Below are 16,846 nucleotides of genomic sequence, written 5' to 3' on the forward strand. Positions count from 1 at the left end.
AATACCTTTTCGTCGATCTTTTCTTATTTTTGAGCTTTGACTGCGACCATCGCCGCTTTATCCTGGCCTGGATGAAAACGCATCATGAAGGCTGACTGAAATTTGTCGATCTTCTCGATTTGCCTTCTATACTTGATAATCGCTCCCTTATAAGCTCCCTTCCGAACGACTAGTTGTACTTCTCCAGGATGGAAACGAGTCGTTCTAAGAACCTCGATCTTTTGCTTTAAGGCTTCTATAAATCGATTTTTTTCGTTATACTCTTCGAAAACCTTACGATAGCCTTCTTTCTTCTCTTCAGGAATTTGACCTCGAGACCGCTGAACTAGCTGTTTAATTTGCTGAATCTTGGGAAGAACCTTCTCCATTTCTTTTTCGGCGGAATGCAAACGCTTAGTCAATTCCTCAAAAGCGCGATCGTTCCGAAAATGAAATCCTAATTCAACGACGGTATCCAATTCCGCTTGAGAGCCCAAATTGCTGCATACCAAACCGGTAAACGCAGTTACCGACGAAGAAACTAGATTCGCGTTCGAACCATTCAATGCAATCGTCCCAAGGCAATGGATTTTGGAATTCAAAATAAATCCTTCGATTACTACGTCTCCATCGACTTCTATCTCGGCGTTTTCTATGAATTTAGCGTTTAAGTGGCCGCCTATTTTTATGACGTTTCTGCCATCACCTTTAATTCCACCGCTTGCTTCCAAATCCCTGGCGATGGTAAGATCGGAAGATTCGATATTTCCTTTAACGATCAAACTTCCGTTCGTAACAACGGATGCACCCAATTCTATATCACCTTTGACTAATACGTTTCCGTCGTAATTAACGTTTCCCGTTCCTATTCCTACATTGGAATCGATCTGCAATTCCTGAGAAACGGTAACCGAACTGTCTGTGGAAAATATGGCTCCGTTTGTAGTCGCGTGGTATTCGCGTAACGGTTTTCCGTCCACCAACGTCTGCCTTTCCTGCACGTTCTTTCCAACGGTTAATTTCGGCCTCTTTATCGCAGGAGGGGCTATCGGTTTTCCGAATACGTCGATTCCGGCTTTGCCGGGAATTCCTTCAAAGAGGGTCGCAAGTTTCTCGCCTTCTTTAACGTATATGTATCGATCGATGTTCCGAAAATCGGCCTTTCCATCCTCCCCGATTTTTACTCTCTGAGCTTGGGGATGGTAAAATTTCAACCATCCATCCTCTCCTTTCGTCGGAGGAAGACCCGCTGCGACAGGAAAGGTTACCGGCGAAAAATTCATTTTCGAAGTAGCATCGGCTAGGTGCTTTAGTGTTTGATAAATTTGATCGTTTAAAACTCGTTCTTGAGATATATCTCGATCATGTAAAAATTCTAGGATAACTCCCGTAGATAAGGAACGCCCTTTTATCATCCCAGGCCGAATCGTAAGTTCGGCTGATAAAGCGTCGTTAGCTACTTTCAAAGTAAATACGCTTTCCCAGCTTGTATCTTGTTCCGGCAATCCTGAGGTTTGTTCAGTACTCACAATCATTCTACCTTACTAACAATCGGACCTTCTTACTAGTTGCAGCCTTTTTTATAATTTAGCAATAGGTTAACAATTTTCTGACAACAATCGCGCCCGATTCTAAGTTTTCTCTTTTTTCGCGTTCCCATCGGAGACAAAAGTTTACACTTAAATCCCTTACGTTTCCCTCTTATCGTCGACTAAGAAAGGTTCCAACTCGAGGCATTTTGACACGAAAGTACCTTTATATGAGGACGGATAAATTTCGAGAAAAATAACACCCCCTTTTAAGCCTCAAAGGCGTTTTTTATAAAGAATCCCCAAATTTTGGCCATAGCTGGAATTTCCGGAAATTGCGTATAAAACGGCAAATGATCGCCGTGAGTCAGTAAACGCGACTTTACAAGGACTGGGGAATCTTTGAGTCGATTTCGGAGATCTCGGAATAAATCCTCGGATTCGGTCGAAGAAATCACCGGATCATCAAATCCGTGTAGCAATGCGATGGGTTTTTTCCAAGAAGAAGTAAAATTGGCAGGAGAATTCTCTTTAATGAAGCCGGACGGAAGGGAATTCAAAATTTCCGCCGACAATTCTTCCCTGAACGATGGCACGGATCTAATTTCATCCACAAATTCGCGTTCCGCAGGACTGAGGGCAAGATACATTCTTGGGCCGATTGCCGCATCTGCCCGTCGTTGCAGTCCGGAATCCAAAGCGGATTCCAGAAAGAATTCTTCTAAGAGGTGGAAATCATTCCGTACCTTTTTAATATAATTATACAACATGACATACACCGCATACGGGTCTCTTTCAAAATTAGCGATTACATACGGAAGCGTTTTGCTAAAATCGGAGTAAGTCCCAACCAGTAAGGTTGACGATAACTTGACTTGTTCCTCTTCGTTCGAAAGAGCTACCATTCCCATGCCGGCCGAAAAGCTTGCAGACAAGTATGAAACCGGTTTACCTTCCAGTTTATAAATGGCGCGAAATGTAGAACGGATTTTAGGAACAGTTTCGGAAGAAATTTTTAAGTCTTTGATTTCGGGCAATTCCGGTAGGTAAACGGTAAATCCGGTACTATGAAGATGTCTTGCTAGTTCCAAAATTCGAGGATCTTCGATTCCGCGTGCACTCATTCCGTGCTGGATATAAACGGCTGGAGCGTTCCTTCCCCCTGGAAAAATTTTCGTTCTTATTTCTAATCCTGAATCTAGTACAAGATTTCGTTCTTGAATCGATGGAACGGAAGAAAAACCTAAACCTGCGTATCGAATCAGGAAGGGCAAACCGACTAAATAATATTTTTCTATCATAGTGAAAGAGTAAAAGAAAGCGTCCGAAACGTTTTTGAATTAATATTTTTTCATAAGAAGAATCAGATAGATTCTTCCAAGATATTGTTTTGCACTTTCGTCTTTTAAAAAATAGATTAGTATATATTGCCTATAGTGCTCCAAATCAACGGGAACTAATTTATGATTCAGATTTTCCGGCGGTAATATATCGATTTCAAATCTACCCAGTTTCATTTCCGAAATGAGTTCGGCACAAATCTGATTGGCAAATTCAAGCATTATCGACGCTGCATGACTTCGGATCGTCGGATCGATATGGAATGAGCGGGCAATCTTAGGCAATAATTTTAATTTTGTGTAACCGTCCATTGCTAAGAACAATCTACCTTCGGCTTCTCCTTTGAATTCTACGGACGTACAATTTTCGTAACAGAATCCTTCGTTCTTGGAAGGGCCGAAAGCCTCTCTCGCAGCATAAACTCCCAAATTTTTGTCCAGAAATTCCGGAAAGATCTGAGAGATCGTAAGAATAAATTTTTCGTCGAGTAAAGGATCCAAATTTAAAGACATACTAAGCGATTTAAACCTTCCGTCACGGACGAGTATAAGGCCTTTCTAGCTTTATACTCCCAATCTTTGTCACCAGGCCGAATTCTAACTGCGGCTCCTACATTCAAAGAAAGATCCGAAGAGCCCAAAAATTCCATTACGAGCGGAAGAGCACTTTGAAATGTTAGCCAATCTTTGGAAGTTAAAAAAGCGGCAACCCGATGATTTCTGATTCGAAAAAGTGATGAGGATTCGCCGTATTTCTCTCTCCACCAATTTCCGAAACTTTTCAAGGCTGGAAGCAATCGTCCTTCCGCCCCCGTAAATTCGATAAAGAGAAGAATTTTAGGCTCGTCTCCGATAACTCTCTCCTTTTCCAACGTATTACAAAACGATAAATGAGAGAGCCAACCCGTTTCGTAATCCTCGGTTTTTGCCGCAAGAGCAAGTTTTTCGGTAACAGATTCAAGCAAAGGCGCGATTGTCGAAACGTTAAGATTTATTTCCGACCGGGATAAGTACAATATCTGCCCTATACGGATACCTTCCCATTCGAGTTTCCATGATATAGCTTCCTCGATAGGAGGATTCTCCGCAACTTCCGGAAATCCTTCCTGGAACACTATCATGCTTCCTTCTTTCGTTGCGGTACGACTTAATTTTCGATTCGGTGCGTATAGATGAACTTCCCAATGATCTCCTTCAGGTAAAGAACGCAAAAAATCCTGTAATACTTCGTAAGCCTGGCCTTTCACGGGAAAATGAAAACAAACCGGTGTAGAGTCGGCTTCTTCCTTCAGAATTTCCGAAAGTTTGTCTACCCTCCTAAACGTTTCCCTCTCGGTATTTTCAAGAGCAGGGACGGATGCAGGAGAAATATCAGTCGCGGAACGTTCCGTTTCTAAAGAGGAAAATTCACTTAATTTTGCTTGAGATCCTTTCTTTGAATTGGACGTTTCCTTAAATTGCCCGCTTACTTCTTCCCTTTTTTCTACGTTAGTTCGAACTACAAATCCGAATAAAGCAAGCATGGCGATCGAAATCCCTGCGAGGGCGATTACTTCCCCATCGATCAATAACGAGGAAGCCTCCTCAGCGACGAGAAAGGTGGAAAGAAATAGAAAAAAATCCCCGAAAAATTGCATTTTGCCGGACTCCGTTCCGTTACTATATGTAACGGGCGGACTTCCTTCTAGCTCAAATGATTTTTCCATGAAACTATACTCGGAACTCGCGGAATACTACTTCGATATTGAAAAGAATACCAGGAAATTCGACTTGGAAACTCAATTCTTAGATCGTCTTTTCCGAAAGCATAGAATTCGAAATATATTGGATCTTGGCTGCGGCACAGGCGAACATGTCACGCATTTCCAGGGCCTTGGCTATAAGCCTAAGGGAGTCGATTCCTCCGTCCGAATGATCGAAGTCGCCAAAAAACGCTATTCTCATTGTCGATTCGAAGTAGGAAGCATGCAGACATATAAAGCGGCCGAGCAATTGGACGGAATTATAAGCTTATTCGGTTCGTTTAACTATCTGTTAAGTAACGAAGAGGTCGAAGCGGCCCTTAAACATTTAGAACAAAATCTAAAACCGGCCGGTATAGCCGTTCTGGAAGTTTGGAATGCAGAACCGTTGAGAAAGATAAAACGCAAGGCAATTGCACCGGTTTCCCAGACTAAAGCGCGGAATACGATAATTCAAAGAAATCGTGGGTTCAGATTGGTTCGTGCTGACCAAGCCACTGTAGTGGAAGTAAACTACATATACAATCTGAATTCAAAAGAGATCAAAGATAAGCATTTAATGCGAGCTTATTTTCTTACAGAATTTCAGCGAATGGTTTCAAAACATCGAATGGAAATTCTTAACGTTTATTCCAATTATAGCGAAGTAAAATTCCGAAGTAACGCAAGTCGGATGATCTTAGTACTCAAGAAAAAAAGCGTATAAGTTAGCTGAAGATCGTTATGGAGGCGCGTGGGGCGTGCGGCCCGCCCTTCCTGGGTGGGGGATGGGGGTGGTTTTACGGAAGAAATTTCTTAGCAGGAAATATCCGAATCTGCAACTAATTTCTTCGAAAAAATCATGTGTGAGCTCCCACAATGCCCCTCGAAAAAAGAACTATCCAAATTCCGAAAATTATGCTACGCGTGTCGGGGTACCACCGAACCAGCCCCCGCCCAGAAAGGGCGGGGGCTGCCCTAAAAATTCCTTCCCATTGAACTTTCTATTTGCAATCTTAGAATCTGGAGGAAGCAGATGGCCGAAAATTTTGACGTAACCGTGATTGGCGGTGGTCCGGGCGGTTATGTTGCCGCAATCAGAGCCGCACAATTAGGATTGAACGTTTGCCTCGTTGAAAAAGAAAAACTCGGCGGCGTGTGCTTGAATTGGGGATGCATTCCCACAAAAGCCCTGTTAGAATCCGCGCATCTTCTCCAATCGATACGAAGAGCGGAAACCTTCGGCCTCAAAGTCACAGAGGTCGAACCCGATTTTCCTGCGGTAATCAAACGTTCTCGTGGAGTCGCTGATACGATGGCGAATGGTGTCGACTTCCTCATGAAGAAAAATAAAATTTCCGTAAAGAAAGGAAGCGCTGTTTTCAAAGATAATGATACGATTTGGCTTCCTGATTCTTCAAAAGAGGAAATTCATTCAGAATTTTTTATCATTGCGACGGGCGCACGTCCCCGAGAACTTCCCGGTTTATCTTTTGACGGTGAAAAAGTTCTATCAAGTAAACACGCGATGATCCAAGAAGGCGCCCCCAAATCTCTCGCCATTATAGGAGCAGGAGCTATCGGAGCCGAATTTGCCGACTTTTATTCGACGATGGGAACGGATATCACCCTTATTGAATTGCAGGATAGAATCCTACCCTTAGAAGATTCCGAAATTTCAAACTTGCTGAACCGATCTTTTGCAAAGCGCGGAATTAAAATACTCGCAAATGTAGGAGTCACTGAGCCGAAACTAGAAGCGAATGGAGTCTCCTTATTATTAAAAGGAGAAGGCTTTCCTGCAAACGGAGAAAGGCAGGAATTTGCGAAAGTTTTAGTCGCAATCGGAGTCGTTCCCAACACCGAAGGATTGTTTTTGGAAGAGGTCGGAGTGTTCCTTCAAAAAGGATTCGTAAAAGTGGATACTAAATATAAAAGTAAAGTCCCGAATATATATGCGATTGGAGATTGTATAGGAGCTCCCCTACTCGCGCATGTAGCTTCGATGGAAGGAGTCAAAGCAGCCGAGGCGATATCGATCGCAAAGGGGAACCCTCACAATCTTGTCTATGAACCCATCGATTATGGCAAAATTCCTGCATGCACATATTGCCATCCGGAAGTGGCATCCATCGGTTACAAGGAAGAAGAGGCTAAGAAAGCGGGTTTCGAAATTGCGGTAGGAAAATTTCCATTTCGAGTCAGTGGTCGCGCTCAAGCGTTAGGAGACACGGAAGGGTTGGTAAAATTAGTAGCGGATAAGAAGACAGGGGAAATATTAGGAGCCCACCTGATAGGCCCGAACGTGACTGAATTATTGGGGGAGATCAACTTGGGAATCGGGTCGGAATTGACCTTGAAAGAAATCGCCGGTAGAATTCATGCGCATCCGACTCTTTCAGAAGCTCTTATGGAAGCCGCAGCCCAAGGATTGGGAGAAGCGATTAATCTATAGAAATTGATTCGCTCTTAATAGGATCCATCGTACCCGAAAACAGAATGTCTACCTTATTGACTTTGAATTCAGTCGGCAGATGAGATTCGAGACTGAGCAAAGATGCATCTACATCGTGAAATTTACCAGTGGTCTCATCAAAAAAATGGTAGTGATCGTCTATATTGCTATCGTAGACGGATTTTCCTAGACAGGAAAACTTAAATTCACGGAGAAGGCCGGCAGAGACAAGCACATTCAAAGTATTATAGACGGTAGCCAAACTCATCTTAAATGACCGGCTATCCACCCATTCCTTAACTTCCTCCGCAGTCGGATGATCCGCTTCACAAAGAACATACTGGCAAATTGAAATTCGTTGCATCGTAGGTTGAATAGAAACGGACTTTAACCGCATTTCGATCTCATCTGGAGTGAGGCAGTAGTTATTCTTCTTATCGAAATGATTCATTGTGCAAAGTCGTGAAAAAAGGTCTCTATAATATGAGACGGTCGTTTCGCACCGAATCTTATAGAAAAAATGCCTATTTCCACGCTAGTCTAGGGAAACCTTTGGATTAGTATAGAATTCCGCAATCCAAAAAACCCTACGAAAAAACGGCGCCAATTGGGTTTTTCCTTTGAAAGGGATTCTTCCGACCTATAACGTGACCAAAAATCTTCGGAAATGACAGGAACGAATGAGAAACAAAATCCTTAATTCCATCTTAATCTTTACACTGCTGCTACCTTTGGCTATCGGAGCCGAGAATTCTACAGTTGGGAAGTCCGGCGAGAGTGTGGCTCAAACAGAATCCGCGCCGACTGCACCGGAATCTCAGAAAGAGCACCATGACTCGAATCCCGCATCACACCATGAAAGCTTAGGAGGCGACTTACCGTTTTGGTCGGTCGTTCCTTTTATCCTGATCCTATTAAGCATAGCACTCTTACCGTTAGTCTCGCATTCTACGGCACATTGGTGGGAAAATAATAATAATAAGCTTCTAATTGCTCTTGCATTAGGAGGAATTTCCTTCGGAGTCCTTTTGGCTTATAACTGCGGCGAAAAAATATATCATACTATGGTATTCGATTACATTCCGTTTATCATTTTACTTGCGTCGCTTTTTTACATCTCGGGAGGAATCGTTTTAAAGGGAGATATCGAAGCGACTCCGATCAACAATACTATATTTCTAATCGTAGGAACCTTCTTATCCTCCTTTATCGGAACAACCGGAGCATCCATGCTGATGATCCGTCCGATCTTAAAGACGAATTCGGAAAGAAAACATGTTGTCCATACCGTGATTTTCTTTATCTTCCTCGTTTCGAATATCGGAGGGTCGCTTACTCCTTTAGGAGACCCGCCTTTATTTTTAGGATATCTGCAAGGAGTTCCCTTTACCTGGACCTTTAGCTTGTTTCCTGAAATGCTTATCGCCTCGATCATTCTGCTCGTGATCTACTTCATCTGGGACACGATAATGCACGGAAAAGAGACCAAAAAGGATATTCAGCGGGATATCGCAAACAAGGAACCGATCGGTTTAGAAGGACAAGTAAACTTGATTTGGCTTTTAGGCGTCGTTCTATCTGTCGCTTATATTAATGACCATTACATTCCGGCCATTAAGGAAAATCATTATCTAGGATTCTTTCGAGAAGCAGTGCTAATTTTACTTATTCTTGCTTCCAAATTCTCTTCCGATCCGAAATTACGGAAAAGAAATAAATTTACTCTGCAACCGATTCAAGAAGTCGCATATCTATTCATCGGAATTTTTCTTACTATGATTCCGGCGCTACTCCTGCTTGAGCATCATGGAAAAGAGTTAGGCGTAACGAAGCCTTGGCACTTCTTTTGGGTAACCGGATTATTTTCGGGAGTTCTGGATAACGCCCCCACTTACTTGACTTTCGTTTCTTTGGCAAAAGGCTTATTAGGGTTTTCAGATATGCATCAAATCCTAGCGGACCCGTTCGGAGAATCTTTATTAAAGGCAATTTCGGTCGGAGCCGTATTTATGGGTGCCTTAACCTATATCGGTAACGCCCCGAATTTTATGGTCAAATCCGTCGCGGAGGAAAACAATATCAAGATGCCTAGCTTCGGAGGATATGTCATTTATTCCTTGGCGTTGCTGATTCCGACTTTCATTCTATTAACGTTCGTCTTCTTTATTTGATCGAAGAAGCGTTCTAAATATTAAAAAATCCTTCCGTTCTTTCGGAGACACATAGGAAAACGGGAGGATTTTTTTACGTCCTTTTGGAACCGAGAAAGATGCTGGCCGATTCTAGTAATCTTAACTTATTCGGAAGATTTAGGAATCGGAGCAAAAACGACCGAGTGTAGGCTACGAGACACCTTCCCGTCCGGATTTATTTTTTCCGTATATAAGACTTCGGCCTTCGTATCGGTCGCCGGCTTATACATTATGTATCTTCCGATCCAATCGTAAACGGAAAGAGAATAATCGATAACCGTTAATGCCGCCTGCAACGGAAGAAATCGGGATTTCACGACCGGTTTTACGTCTCGATCTTTCGCAGCGGCCAACCATTTGTACATTCTGGCGGAACGACCCATATTCTTAAGATTGTCCCATTCCAATCTTGTTTCAGGAAGCGTCGCTTCAACCTGCCTAAAATTCACACGAACGGGCAGACCCTTTTCTTTAGATTCCTTAATAGCGGTGGATAATTGAAGGTCAAATGTATCCTCATCCAAATACTCGATTTCGTTGCATGAAGCAAATACCGTTTCACAAATATCGCCGTATCTTTTATGCACGATGAAAACCATCGCGATATTTCCCGTCGTCGGGTTGTATAAAACTTTCGCGTTATAGTTGGTGGTCGGCCTATAATAAATTCCGCGATACACTCGTTTAAAAACATTCCATCCCACAAACCCGACATCTTTGAGAAGAGGTGGTTCCGGTATTTCCAACCCGCGAGTGGCGATATGCAATTTCTCGACGGCCACTCTGCCGTCTCGTTTAGAGATTTCCAATAAGAAATCCCGAATATCTTCCAAGCCGTCGTCTCCGAGCTTCAAGCGCTTCGACATCGTGTCTACGAGAACTTTCCCTACGTTTTCCGAAAGAAGTCTCTTCAACTCGGACTTCCCTCCTTTCTCGTTCAAATCATCCAACGTATATTGAATGCAATCTTCCTTGTGACAAGAAATCTGCTCTTCGTACCGATCGACTCCGAAATATCCCGAAGGAGGAGGTTTAGTCTCAGCCTCGGATTGTGAGAACAAATCCGAACAGACGACAATCGCGAATAACGCTAAAATTTTAGATTTCAAGGATCCGTACCGAATTCAGGAAACCTCGTCCCTGTAATCCATGACTAGATACATCAAAGTTTCGTTATCTGTCGGATTGATGTATTCATGAGGAACGTCGGCTCTAAAGAACACCGAATCTTTAGTATCGAGCTCCACTACCTTGTCCGCAACTCGGAGTCTTAATTTTCCGGATACTACCACAAGATTCTCCGTAGTTCCCGCTTGATGAGGTTCTGCGACTTCGATTCCTCCGGGTTTCAAAACCAATTCGTAAAATTCGGTTCTCCTTCCTCCCAAGAAAGGAAACAAAGCCCGGCTCGAGAAAACTTTAGAACTGGAATATAAAATCTTCGTATTTTCAGCTTTTAAAACGAGTACCCCGTCGGTTCCCTTTTCTTTTAACAGTTCGCTAAACGGCACATTCAAACCGTTCGCGATTTTCCAAAGAACTGCTATTGTCGGAACGCTCTTACCCTGCTCGATTTGAGATAGCATTGCCCGACTAACTCCGCAACGCGAGGCCAATTTATCTAATGAGAGGCCTTTAGTATGGCGGATTAATTTAAGGTTTTCTTTTACGACTTCTGTAATATGTTCACTGGAGACGAGATCTTTTCCGTCTAATTCTTCCGCATCGGCCTGGTTCATACCTTTTTCATCCAATATAACGGAAAGTGTGTCAATCTAATTTCCATAAAAACAGGACAGGTTTACAAGAAGATAGGATTTCGGATCATAGGATTTGCATGACGTTCCGGGAAAAATCAAATCCTTCACGATCGATAGCTTCTGATAAGCCTATGCAAAGTTTGAAAATTTGTTACCGTGGAAGTTTTTTACTCATAGCCGAGAAGCCGGCCGGTCTTCCAGTTCATGCAACACTAGATCCGCGTCGAAAAAACTTTGCGGATCTAGTCCAAGCACAGGAAAACCTCACGTATCTCCGACTCGTGAATCGATTGGATTTGGATACGACAGGTTTAGTCGTATTTTGTACCGATCCGGAAAAAAATAAGGAAGCCGATGAGATCCTATCCCACGCGGAAAAAAAATATTTATGCATTGTTAATGGAATTCCCCCGGATAAATTGTTTCGAGAAGAATGTTTCTTGAAGGACGGGAAAGGTCGTATAACAGCCGTTCGGTCAGGCGGGAAAAAGGCAATCACCGATTTTAAAGTTCTATCGACTAACACAGATGCTAACATCTCTATTCTTGAGGCTACCTTAATAACGGGAAGAAGACACCAAATTCGATTTCAAATCGCTGCCGCAGGGTTTCCTATTTTAGGTGAAACCGTTTATATACCGAACGATCTGAGAATAAAAAAATCGGTTCCGATCCCAAACCGTTCTTTACTTCATTCTTATCTTCTAAAATTCAAAACGGAGGAAGGAATTCATTCGCAAACGCTTTCGCCGCTCCCGAATGATTTTCAAAAATACCTTCCCTTTTTTCCTGGAATTTCCCTGCCTAATTGAATACTCTGGAGCGATATTTTCGGTCGCGATCAAGACGACCAACGGGAGGAGAGAATGTCCGAATCCGTCGCACTGATTGTGGGAGGTTCCGGCGCCGCCGGCCAAAGCGCCATCCAGGGATTGAATGAAGACCGAACAATCTCGGGTCGAAATTGGAGAATCATCGCCACCACTTCCGGAGACAAAGATGTGGAAGGCGCGGATAAAACGTTGAAACAAATTCAACTGGATGAACCGGATGAGGCCGTCTCTAAAATAATCGAAGCTATAAAAACGGAAGATCCCGTGGATATTTTAATCTATACTCCGGCCCGAGGAAAATTAGGATACCCCGCTTCCGAAACACCGGACGAAGACATCGAATCCGGATTGAAATTTTGCTTCGATCCGATGGTGGAATTGGAAAAAAAATTATCTCCACGTTTGACAATCGGATACTCTGCGTTCTACTATTTACCGTACTTGCTTATGTATTACGGTTCTCTTGCCTTCATAAAAAAGAAAATGGAGGAATGGGCTTTGGAAAAACCCGCCTCTCGAAAAATGATTCGAGCCGGGACATTTATAAGCCAAAGCGCAAGAGGAATTTCGATTATACTCCAGAGATTAGCGAAATCCACTCCCAATCCTGATCTGCAAAAACTTATCGAAGAGCAAAAGAATTCGGGGAAAAAATTTTCGGACTTTTTCATCGATTATATTCAAAAAAAAGAAAAGGAGAATTTTCTGAAGGATTTTCCGTCCATTCCTTATCGGTTCACTGAGCCGAAGGACTTAAAGGACGCTTTATTACGAATCCTGCAAGGAGAGCCTTCTCCGATCCTATCGCTAGTTGGGGCCTGGGTTTGGACGGAGAAGTCGCTACCTCCGATGCCCGATTATCTCAAAAAAAGATGAATGAATATAAGATTTTCCCTATCGGAACAGTCCATTGTAGTCGTTCCGAGATGATCGACGATGATTGGGACAAAGAGGAATCCTATATCGAATTAAATCCGGGGATACCGCTGGAAAGTTTGGACGGATTATCGGACTTCTCTCATATCGAAGTATTCTATATTTTTGATAAAGTGAATCCCGATACGATCGTTTATAAATCGGAACACCCGAGGGAAAATCCGAATTGGCCGAAGATCGGAATTTTCGCACAACGGAAGAAGGCTCGCCCAAACCGACTCGGAGCAACAATCGTCGAACTCCAGAGGATTGAAGAAAGAAAGATTTTCGTAAAATCCCTTGATGCCATTGACGGCACTCCGGTCATCGATATTAAACCGGTTTTTCAAGAATATCTACCGAGACAAAACGTGGTTCAACCTCGCTGGTCCGAGGAATTAATGCGCCACTATTGGAAGCATTAATCCTATCCACGTTATAGAATTTCCCGGAAGCGCTCCCGCTTTCAGTTACATAAGGAATTTTGTATATTATAATTAAGACCACTATTAGAACTTTATTATAGTACTGACCAATCTCCGATCGGCTGGATTAATGACCCCGCAGGAGGTATTTTCCCTTTTCCCCGATCTAGAAAAATTCCCTGCAATTTTGAATTTTCCAATAATGCAAAATCGTTTTCGGTATCGCCAAAGGATATATCGTATCCTTCGCCGTTCGTAGCCTTCATGATTTTCTGAACCTTCCCGGCCCCGTACGTAAACGGTTCCACGACCCGGTGAGAAAGAACCCCGTCTTGTGTAGCAAGTTCCACGCCTAAAACCCGATTTTCCGGGACATTCCAATGACCTGAAACTTCCCGGATGACTCCTTCCGGCGAAGCCGTCACGATCCAAATATCCGCATTTATACGTCGTAATTCAAGAATCAGTTCAAAGAGAGCGTTGTACGGTTTTACCGCCAGGTTAGTTTCGGAATTTTGGTTTTGTTCCCAGATCGCGCGGGCCGTCTTTCTTAATTCCGTATTCGTGCGACCCGAAAAAATCCAGGTGGACCATCGGTAAGCGACTTCCAACCCTTTCGTCTCATGAATCGTATCGTATACCGCCCAGGCTTCTTTCTGAAAAGATAAAGGATCCGTCTTACGTAGGTTTTCCAAACGATCCGCAGTCTCAGGCTCGGAAAAAAAAGGACGTATATCGGAGATCCAAGGAAGGCCTTGCCGAAGAAGCTCGTTCATGACGGCTTCTCCGAAATCGTTCCGCACTAACGTATTATCGAAATCGAATATAACTCGAAGAGGTTTTGCGCGATCTATAATTCCGCGCAAAAAAGAACTTAACTCTATGGACCAATACGTATCGAACAAGTAGCTTACTGTTGGATCGTTTCCTTGGCAATGGCGACTTGAGAATCTCTATCCGCCAAGAACGGTGGTAAGTAATGCTCCGGATTTAAAACTACATTTTGATAACGCACTTCAAAATGCACATGAGGACCGGTCGTGTGACCTGTATTACCGGAAAGCGCAAGTACCTGCCCTTTCTTTACCTTATCTCCCTGTTTTACGAACAAAAGAGAATTATGAGCGTATAATGTCTGAATTCCGTTGATCTGAGGATGCTGGATCACGACTCTGAGACCGTAGCCGCCGTCCCTCTTAGAATCAACGACTAATCCGTCCGCCGCAGCAATAACTATGGATCCGTTCGGGCAGGCGATATCCACTCCAGCATGAAGTGCATTCCAACGTCTTCCTAGTCGAGACGTTACGCGTGAATGTTTAAAACTGAGCGGCCAGATGAGTTCCCGAGAATCGGAATTGAATATTTCCCGTCCCTTATCTTCCAAGAGAAGATTTCGGGTATAATTCGTATTGTAGGGAAAGAATACGGGCTCGGAAGCGGGAATTTTTCCGGAGTCATGAATTCCGTTTAAAACTCTAACTTCTAATTCGGATGTCCCGAATTTATGGTATAAATCGTCTAATGAGTCTTTTACTTTTCCGGTTACTATCCAAATCCCTTCTCGTCCTTGGTAAGTTTGGATATATTGGTTATCGATTTTTACTTCTTCTAAATTTGGATTCGCAAAAGATTTCAGTGCAAAGACAAGTAGTAGCGGGGTTAGGATCCCCAGAATCGTTAAGCGGATTTTACTTTTCATTTGGTCCTTTCCTTTATGCACTGCCAAAAAGATTCCTAAAAAACAAAGGCTGTTTCTAAGATCGGCAGAAAATTTCCGAAAGTTCAACCTATCCTGCCTTGCGGGAATCCATGGACAAGAATTTTTCTCTCCTCCAGGCTCCACAATCGGGCAATCGGACTAAATTTTGTATTGAAATCGGATGTTTTCGATAAGATTTTATCTATTTTCATTCTATTTAATGAATTTTTAAAAGTTTTTAATAAAAATGAGCATTCGCTGCCTTAAAATTGGAAGCAGTAACTCCAGGTTTTTGAATCGGTCCTCTCTGTAAAATGGATTCTTACGAATTTTCTCTTAAGAATCAACGATATGCGACATAATATAGTAAAAATATAGGTAGTTGTCCCCTCTCTTTCAAAGAACGAAACTCGAAAGATGCAAATCAAGAAAGATGAGAAGGGCTTAATTTAAGAATCGTTCTTTCAGTTCTGCTGTGGGAACTCTGCATGAATCGGACTTCCCAAACCAACGATACCGGCGCTTGGCTACAAAATCGTATAACCAGTCTAGAATAAAGGGTGGAATAACGATTCCGGCATAACCAAGGCTCCAAGGAAGCCCGACCAATCGCAGAATCTCTAAAATTGCTCTAGATTTCCGGAAGATTCTACCCTTAGTATACAGGATAATGCTCGCGCCTTCTCCTAAAAGATCGATGGATTCGGTCAGGGTTAAGAAAGATTGGGCCGTAGCCGATTGAAGGCTCGCGAAATGCAAGCGCTTCTTTCTATCTATGTCGATGAGGAAAGTAACGCTCGCATTGCATAGATTGCACGCGCCGTCAAAAAAAACGATATCAGAATCTTTCAACCCGGACGAAGTAAATGCCATGCCAACCTATTAGACCCTATATCGATAGCAAATGTATCTTGCGAACAGTATAGGTTAAAAAGCGCTGGCGAAAACCCAGTTACATTTCTCTTAGATCGATTCTGCGAAACAGCCGGCTTAGTTTTTTCGTTCCGCTCCACCGACTCTGGGTGCGGCTCCGGCTCCCCCTGCCTGACCGTAAATATTCACCGCCTGCTTCGGTAAGCTGGATTTTCTCCATTCAAACCAAGAGCCGATATAAACGTTTACGTCATTGTATCCGACTTCTTTTAACATCAAAGCCAAAAGGGAGGATCTCGCGCCGTTATAATCATAGATAACGGTCGTGCGTTCCGGCATAAACGGAAACCCGCGAAGCTTCTTATTGAAGAAGGTCTTATCGACTAAGTCGCCGGCAGGATCATACAACATTCTCCAATCCCAAAGAAAAGCACCCGGCAAGCGACCGCATAAACTTCCCGGCTCGGGGGCGGTAAGGCGAGGTAGCTTGCCTTCATATTCCTCGGGAGTCCGAGTATCGAATATTTGCAGTCGAGTTAGATTTTTTTCCAGAAAGGCCTTATCGATGATTCCTTCCAATTTGCGAATCTTGGAAGCGGGACCGAAATCGAGTTCCCTCGATCCCTTTTCGGTTCCTCCTTCCACCGGCCAACGTTTATCTAAAACATACGTATGCACAAAACCGGCCGACCGTAATAGCAAAGTTAAGCGAGCGGCGAACATGCCCATCCCCTCGTCAAATACGACAATCCGGGACTTCCCTTCTTTCTTTGCCAAAGCGAGAATTTCATCCAAGGGACCCAGCATCTTCTTGAAAGATTCAGGGTCCGATGCGAAAGCTTTCTTCACAAAAGGAAAGTAATACGCTCCCTTCAGAGTGGCTTCCTGGTACTGCGCCTGGGAACGACAATCGATTAATAAGTCCTGATCAGACAGGTCTGATTTTAAAAAGCTCCAATTGGACAAGATACACTACCGTTTATTTGTTATAGAATTCGAACCTACGAAGTTCGAGAGAGTAAGAAGAACATTCGAAAACGATCGATGGAATCCGGAGTATTCTAAACTTACTTTTAACCATATTCCTAAGTCCCGCTCGAAAGTTTAACTTTTTTTTCGGAA

General features: G+C 43.2%; 16 protein-coding genes and 1 pseudogene. 6 read left to right on the top strand and 11 right to left on the bottom strand.

The window, feature by feature from the left end; genetic code table 11:
* Positions 1-23: 23 nt before the first annotated feature.
* From LEP1GSC050_RS05730 to LEP1GSC050_RS05745, 4 genes are all read right to left on the bottom strand, one after another.
* A complete protein-coding gene (locus LEP1GSC050_RS05730) occupies positions 24-1,514 on the bottom strand; it encodes a DUF342 domain-containing protein (RefSeq protein ID WP_010570289.1) in 1,491 nt (496 codons plus the stop codon).
* Positions 1,515-1,777: 263 nt separating this feature from the next.
* The gene (locus tag LEP1GSC050_RS05735; RefSeq protein ID WP_010570290.1) at positions 1,778-2,809 is read right to left on the bottom strand and encodes an alpha/beta hydrolase family protein; all 1,032 of its coding nucleotides are present in this window, start codon (positions 2,807-2,809) and stop codon (positions 1,778-1,780) included.
* Positions 2,810-2,848: 39 nt separating this feature from the next.
* Positions 2,849-3,361, bottom strand: a complete 513-nt coding sequence (locus LEP1GSC050_RS05740; RefSeq protein WP_010570291.1) for a chemotaxis protein CheX — start codon at positions 3,359-3,361, stop codon at positions 2,849-2,851.
* Positions 3,352-4,554, bottom strand: coding sequence for a hypothetical protein (locus tag LEP1GSC050_RS05745; protein ID WP_232225662.1), 1,203 nt, complete (start codon positions 4,552-4,554; stop codon positions 3,352-3,354). The genes LEP1GSC050_RS05740 and LEP1GSC050_RS05745 overlap by 10 nt, the downstream gene beginning before the upstream one ends.
* On the opposite strand from LEP1GSC050_RS05745, the gene LEP1GSC050_RS05750 reads away from it, so the two are divergent.
* Together LEP1GSC050_RS05750 and lpdA are read left to right on the top strand one after the other, a co-directional pair.
* The gene (locus LEP1GSC050_RS05750) at positions 4,553-5,296 is read left to right on the top strand and encodes a class I SAM-dependent DNA methyltransferase (protein ID WP_040911441.1); all 744 of its coding nucleotides are present in this window, start codon (positions 4,553-4,555) and stop codon (positions 5,294-5,296) included. The genes LEP1GSC050_RS05745 and LEP1GSC050_RS05750 overlap by 2 nt on opposite strands.
* Before the next feature lie 309 nt (positions 5,297-5,605).
* Positions 5,606-7,024: a dihydrolipoyl dehydrogenase gene (gene lpdA, locus LEP1GSC050_RS05755; protein WP_010570295.1), complete on the top strand. Its 1,419-nt coding sequence runs from the start codon at positions 5,606-5,608 to the stop codon at positions 7,022-7,024.
* Here lpdA and perRB read toward each other — a convergent pair.
* Complete coding sequence (gene perRB, locus LEP1GSC050_RS05760; RefSeq protein ID WP_010570296.1) at positions 7,014-7,475, bottom strand: peroxide-responsive transcriptional repressor PerRB; 462 nt, start codon at positions 7,473-7,475, stop codon at positions 7,014-7,016. The two genes, lpdA and perRB, sit on opposite strands and share 11 nt — an antisense overlap.
* 397 nt (positions 7,476-7,872) lie before the next feature.
* Here perRB and LEP1GSC050_RS05765 point away from each other — a divergent pair.
* Positions 7,873-9,195 (top strand): annotated as a pseudogene (locus LEP1GSC050_RS05765) (sodium:proton antiporter); the annotation flags it as partial.
* A gap of 125 nt (positions 9,196-9,320) precedes the next feature.
* On the opposite strand, the gene LEP1GSC050_RS05770 reads toward LEP1GSC050_RS05765, so the two are convergent.
* Both LEP1GSC050_RS05770 and LEP1GSC050_RS05775 read right to left on the bottom strand, forming a co-directional pair.
* Positions 9,321-10,325, bottom strand: a complete 1,005-nt coding sequence (locus tag LEP1GSC050_RS05770; RefSeq protein WP_010570298.1) for a hypothetical protein — start codon at positions 10,323-10,325, stop codon at positions 9,321-9,323.
* 15 nt (positions 10,326-10,340) lie between these two features.
* Positions 10,341-10,955: a helix-turn-helix domain-containing protein gene (locus LEP1GSC050_RS05775; protein ID WP_010411335.1), complete on the bottom strand. Its 615-nt coding sequence runs from the start codon at positions 10,953-10,955 to the stop codon at positions 10,341-10,343.
* 98 nt (positions 10,956-11,053) lie between these two features.
* On the opposite strand from LEP1GSC050_RS05775, the gene LEP1GSC050_RS05780 reads away from it, so the two are divergent.
* Genes LEP1GSC050_RS05780 through LEP1GSC050_RS05790 form a run of 3 tightly spaced genes read left to right on the top strand, consistent with a single transcriptional unit; the run spans position 11,054 to position 13,149 of the window.
* Positions 11,054-11,788 carry a pseudouridine synthase family protein gene (locus tag LEP1GSC050_RS05780; RefSeq protein WP_010570299.1) on the top strand — a complete coding sequence of 245 codons (735 nt, stop codon included), beginning with the start codon at positions 11,054-11,056 and terminating at the stop codon, positions 11,786-11,788.
* 54 nt (positions 11,789-11,842) lie between these two features.
* Positions 11,843-12,685: a Rossmann-fold NAD(P)-binding domain-containing protein gene (locus LEP1GSC050_RS05785; protein ID WP_010570300.1), complete on the top strand. Its 843-nt coding sequence runs from the start codon at positions 11,843-11,845 to the stop codon at positions 12,683-12,685.
* The gene (locus LEP1GSC050_RS05790) at positions 12,682-13,149 is read left to right on the top strand and encodes an SAM-dependent methyltransferase (RefSeq protein WP_010570301.1); all 468 of its coding nucleotides are present in this window, start codon (positions 12,682-12,684) and stop codon (positions 13,147-13,149) included. Before LEP1GSC050_RS05785 ends, LEP1GSC050_RS05790 begins: the two co-directional genes overlap by 4 nt.
* A 95-nt stretch (positions 13,150-13,244) precedes the next feature.
* On the opposite strand, the gene LEP1GSC050_RS05795 is transcribed toward LEP1GSC050_RS05790, so the two are convergent.
* The 4 genes from LEP1GSC050_RS05795 to LEP1GSC050_RS05810 all read right to left on the bottom strand — a co-directional run bounded on the left by LEP1GSC050_RS05795 (position 13,245) and on the right by LEP1GSC050_RS05810 (position 16,690).
* Positions 13,245-13,925, bottom strand: a complete 681-nt coding sequence (locus tag LEP1GSC050_RS05795) for an HAD family hydrolase (RefSeq protein ID WP_232225663.1) — start codon at positions 13,923-13,925, stop codon at positions 13,245-13,247.
* Positions 13,926-14,059: 134 nt separating this feature from the next.
* Entirely contained in the window at positions 14,060-14,878 is an 819-nt protein-coding gene (locus LEP1GSC050_RS05800; protein ID WP_051184887.1) for a M23 family metallopeptidase, read from the bottom strand.
* A 417-nt stretch (positions 14,879-15,295) separates the two neighbouring features.
* On the bottom strand, positions 15,296-15,724 hold the full coding sequence (locus tag LEP1GSC050_RS05805) for a thiol-disulfide oxidoreductase DCC family protein (RefSeq protein WP_010570304.1): 429 nt from the start codon (positions 15,722-15,724) through the stop codon (positions 15,296-15,298).
* Between the two features lie 117 nt (positions 15,725-15,841).
* Positions 15,842-16,690: a sulfurtransferase gene (locus LEP1GSC050_RS05810; RefSeq protein ID WP_010570305.1), complete on the bottom strand. Its 849-nt coding sequence runs from the start codon at positions 16,688-16,690 to the stop codon at positions 15,842-15,844.
* Positions 16,691-16,846: the final 156 nt, after the last annotated feature.

Source organism: Leptospira broomii serovar Hurstbridge str. 5399 (assembly GCF_000243715.2).
Lineage (GTDB): Bacteria > Spirochaetota > Leptospiria > Leptospirales > Leptospiraceae > Leptospira_B > Leptospira_B broomii.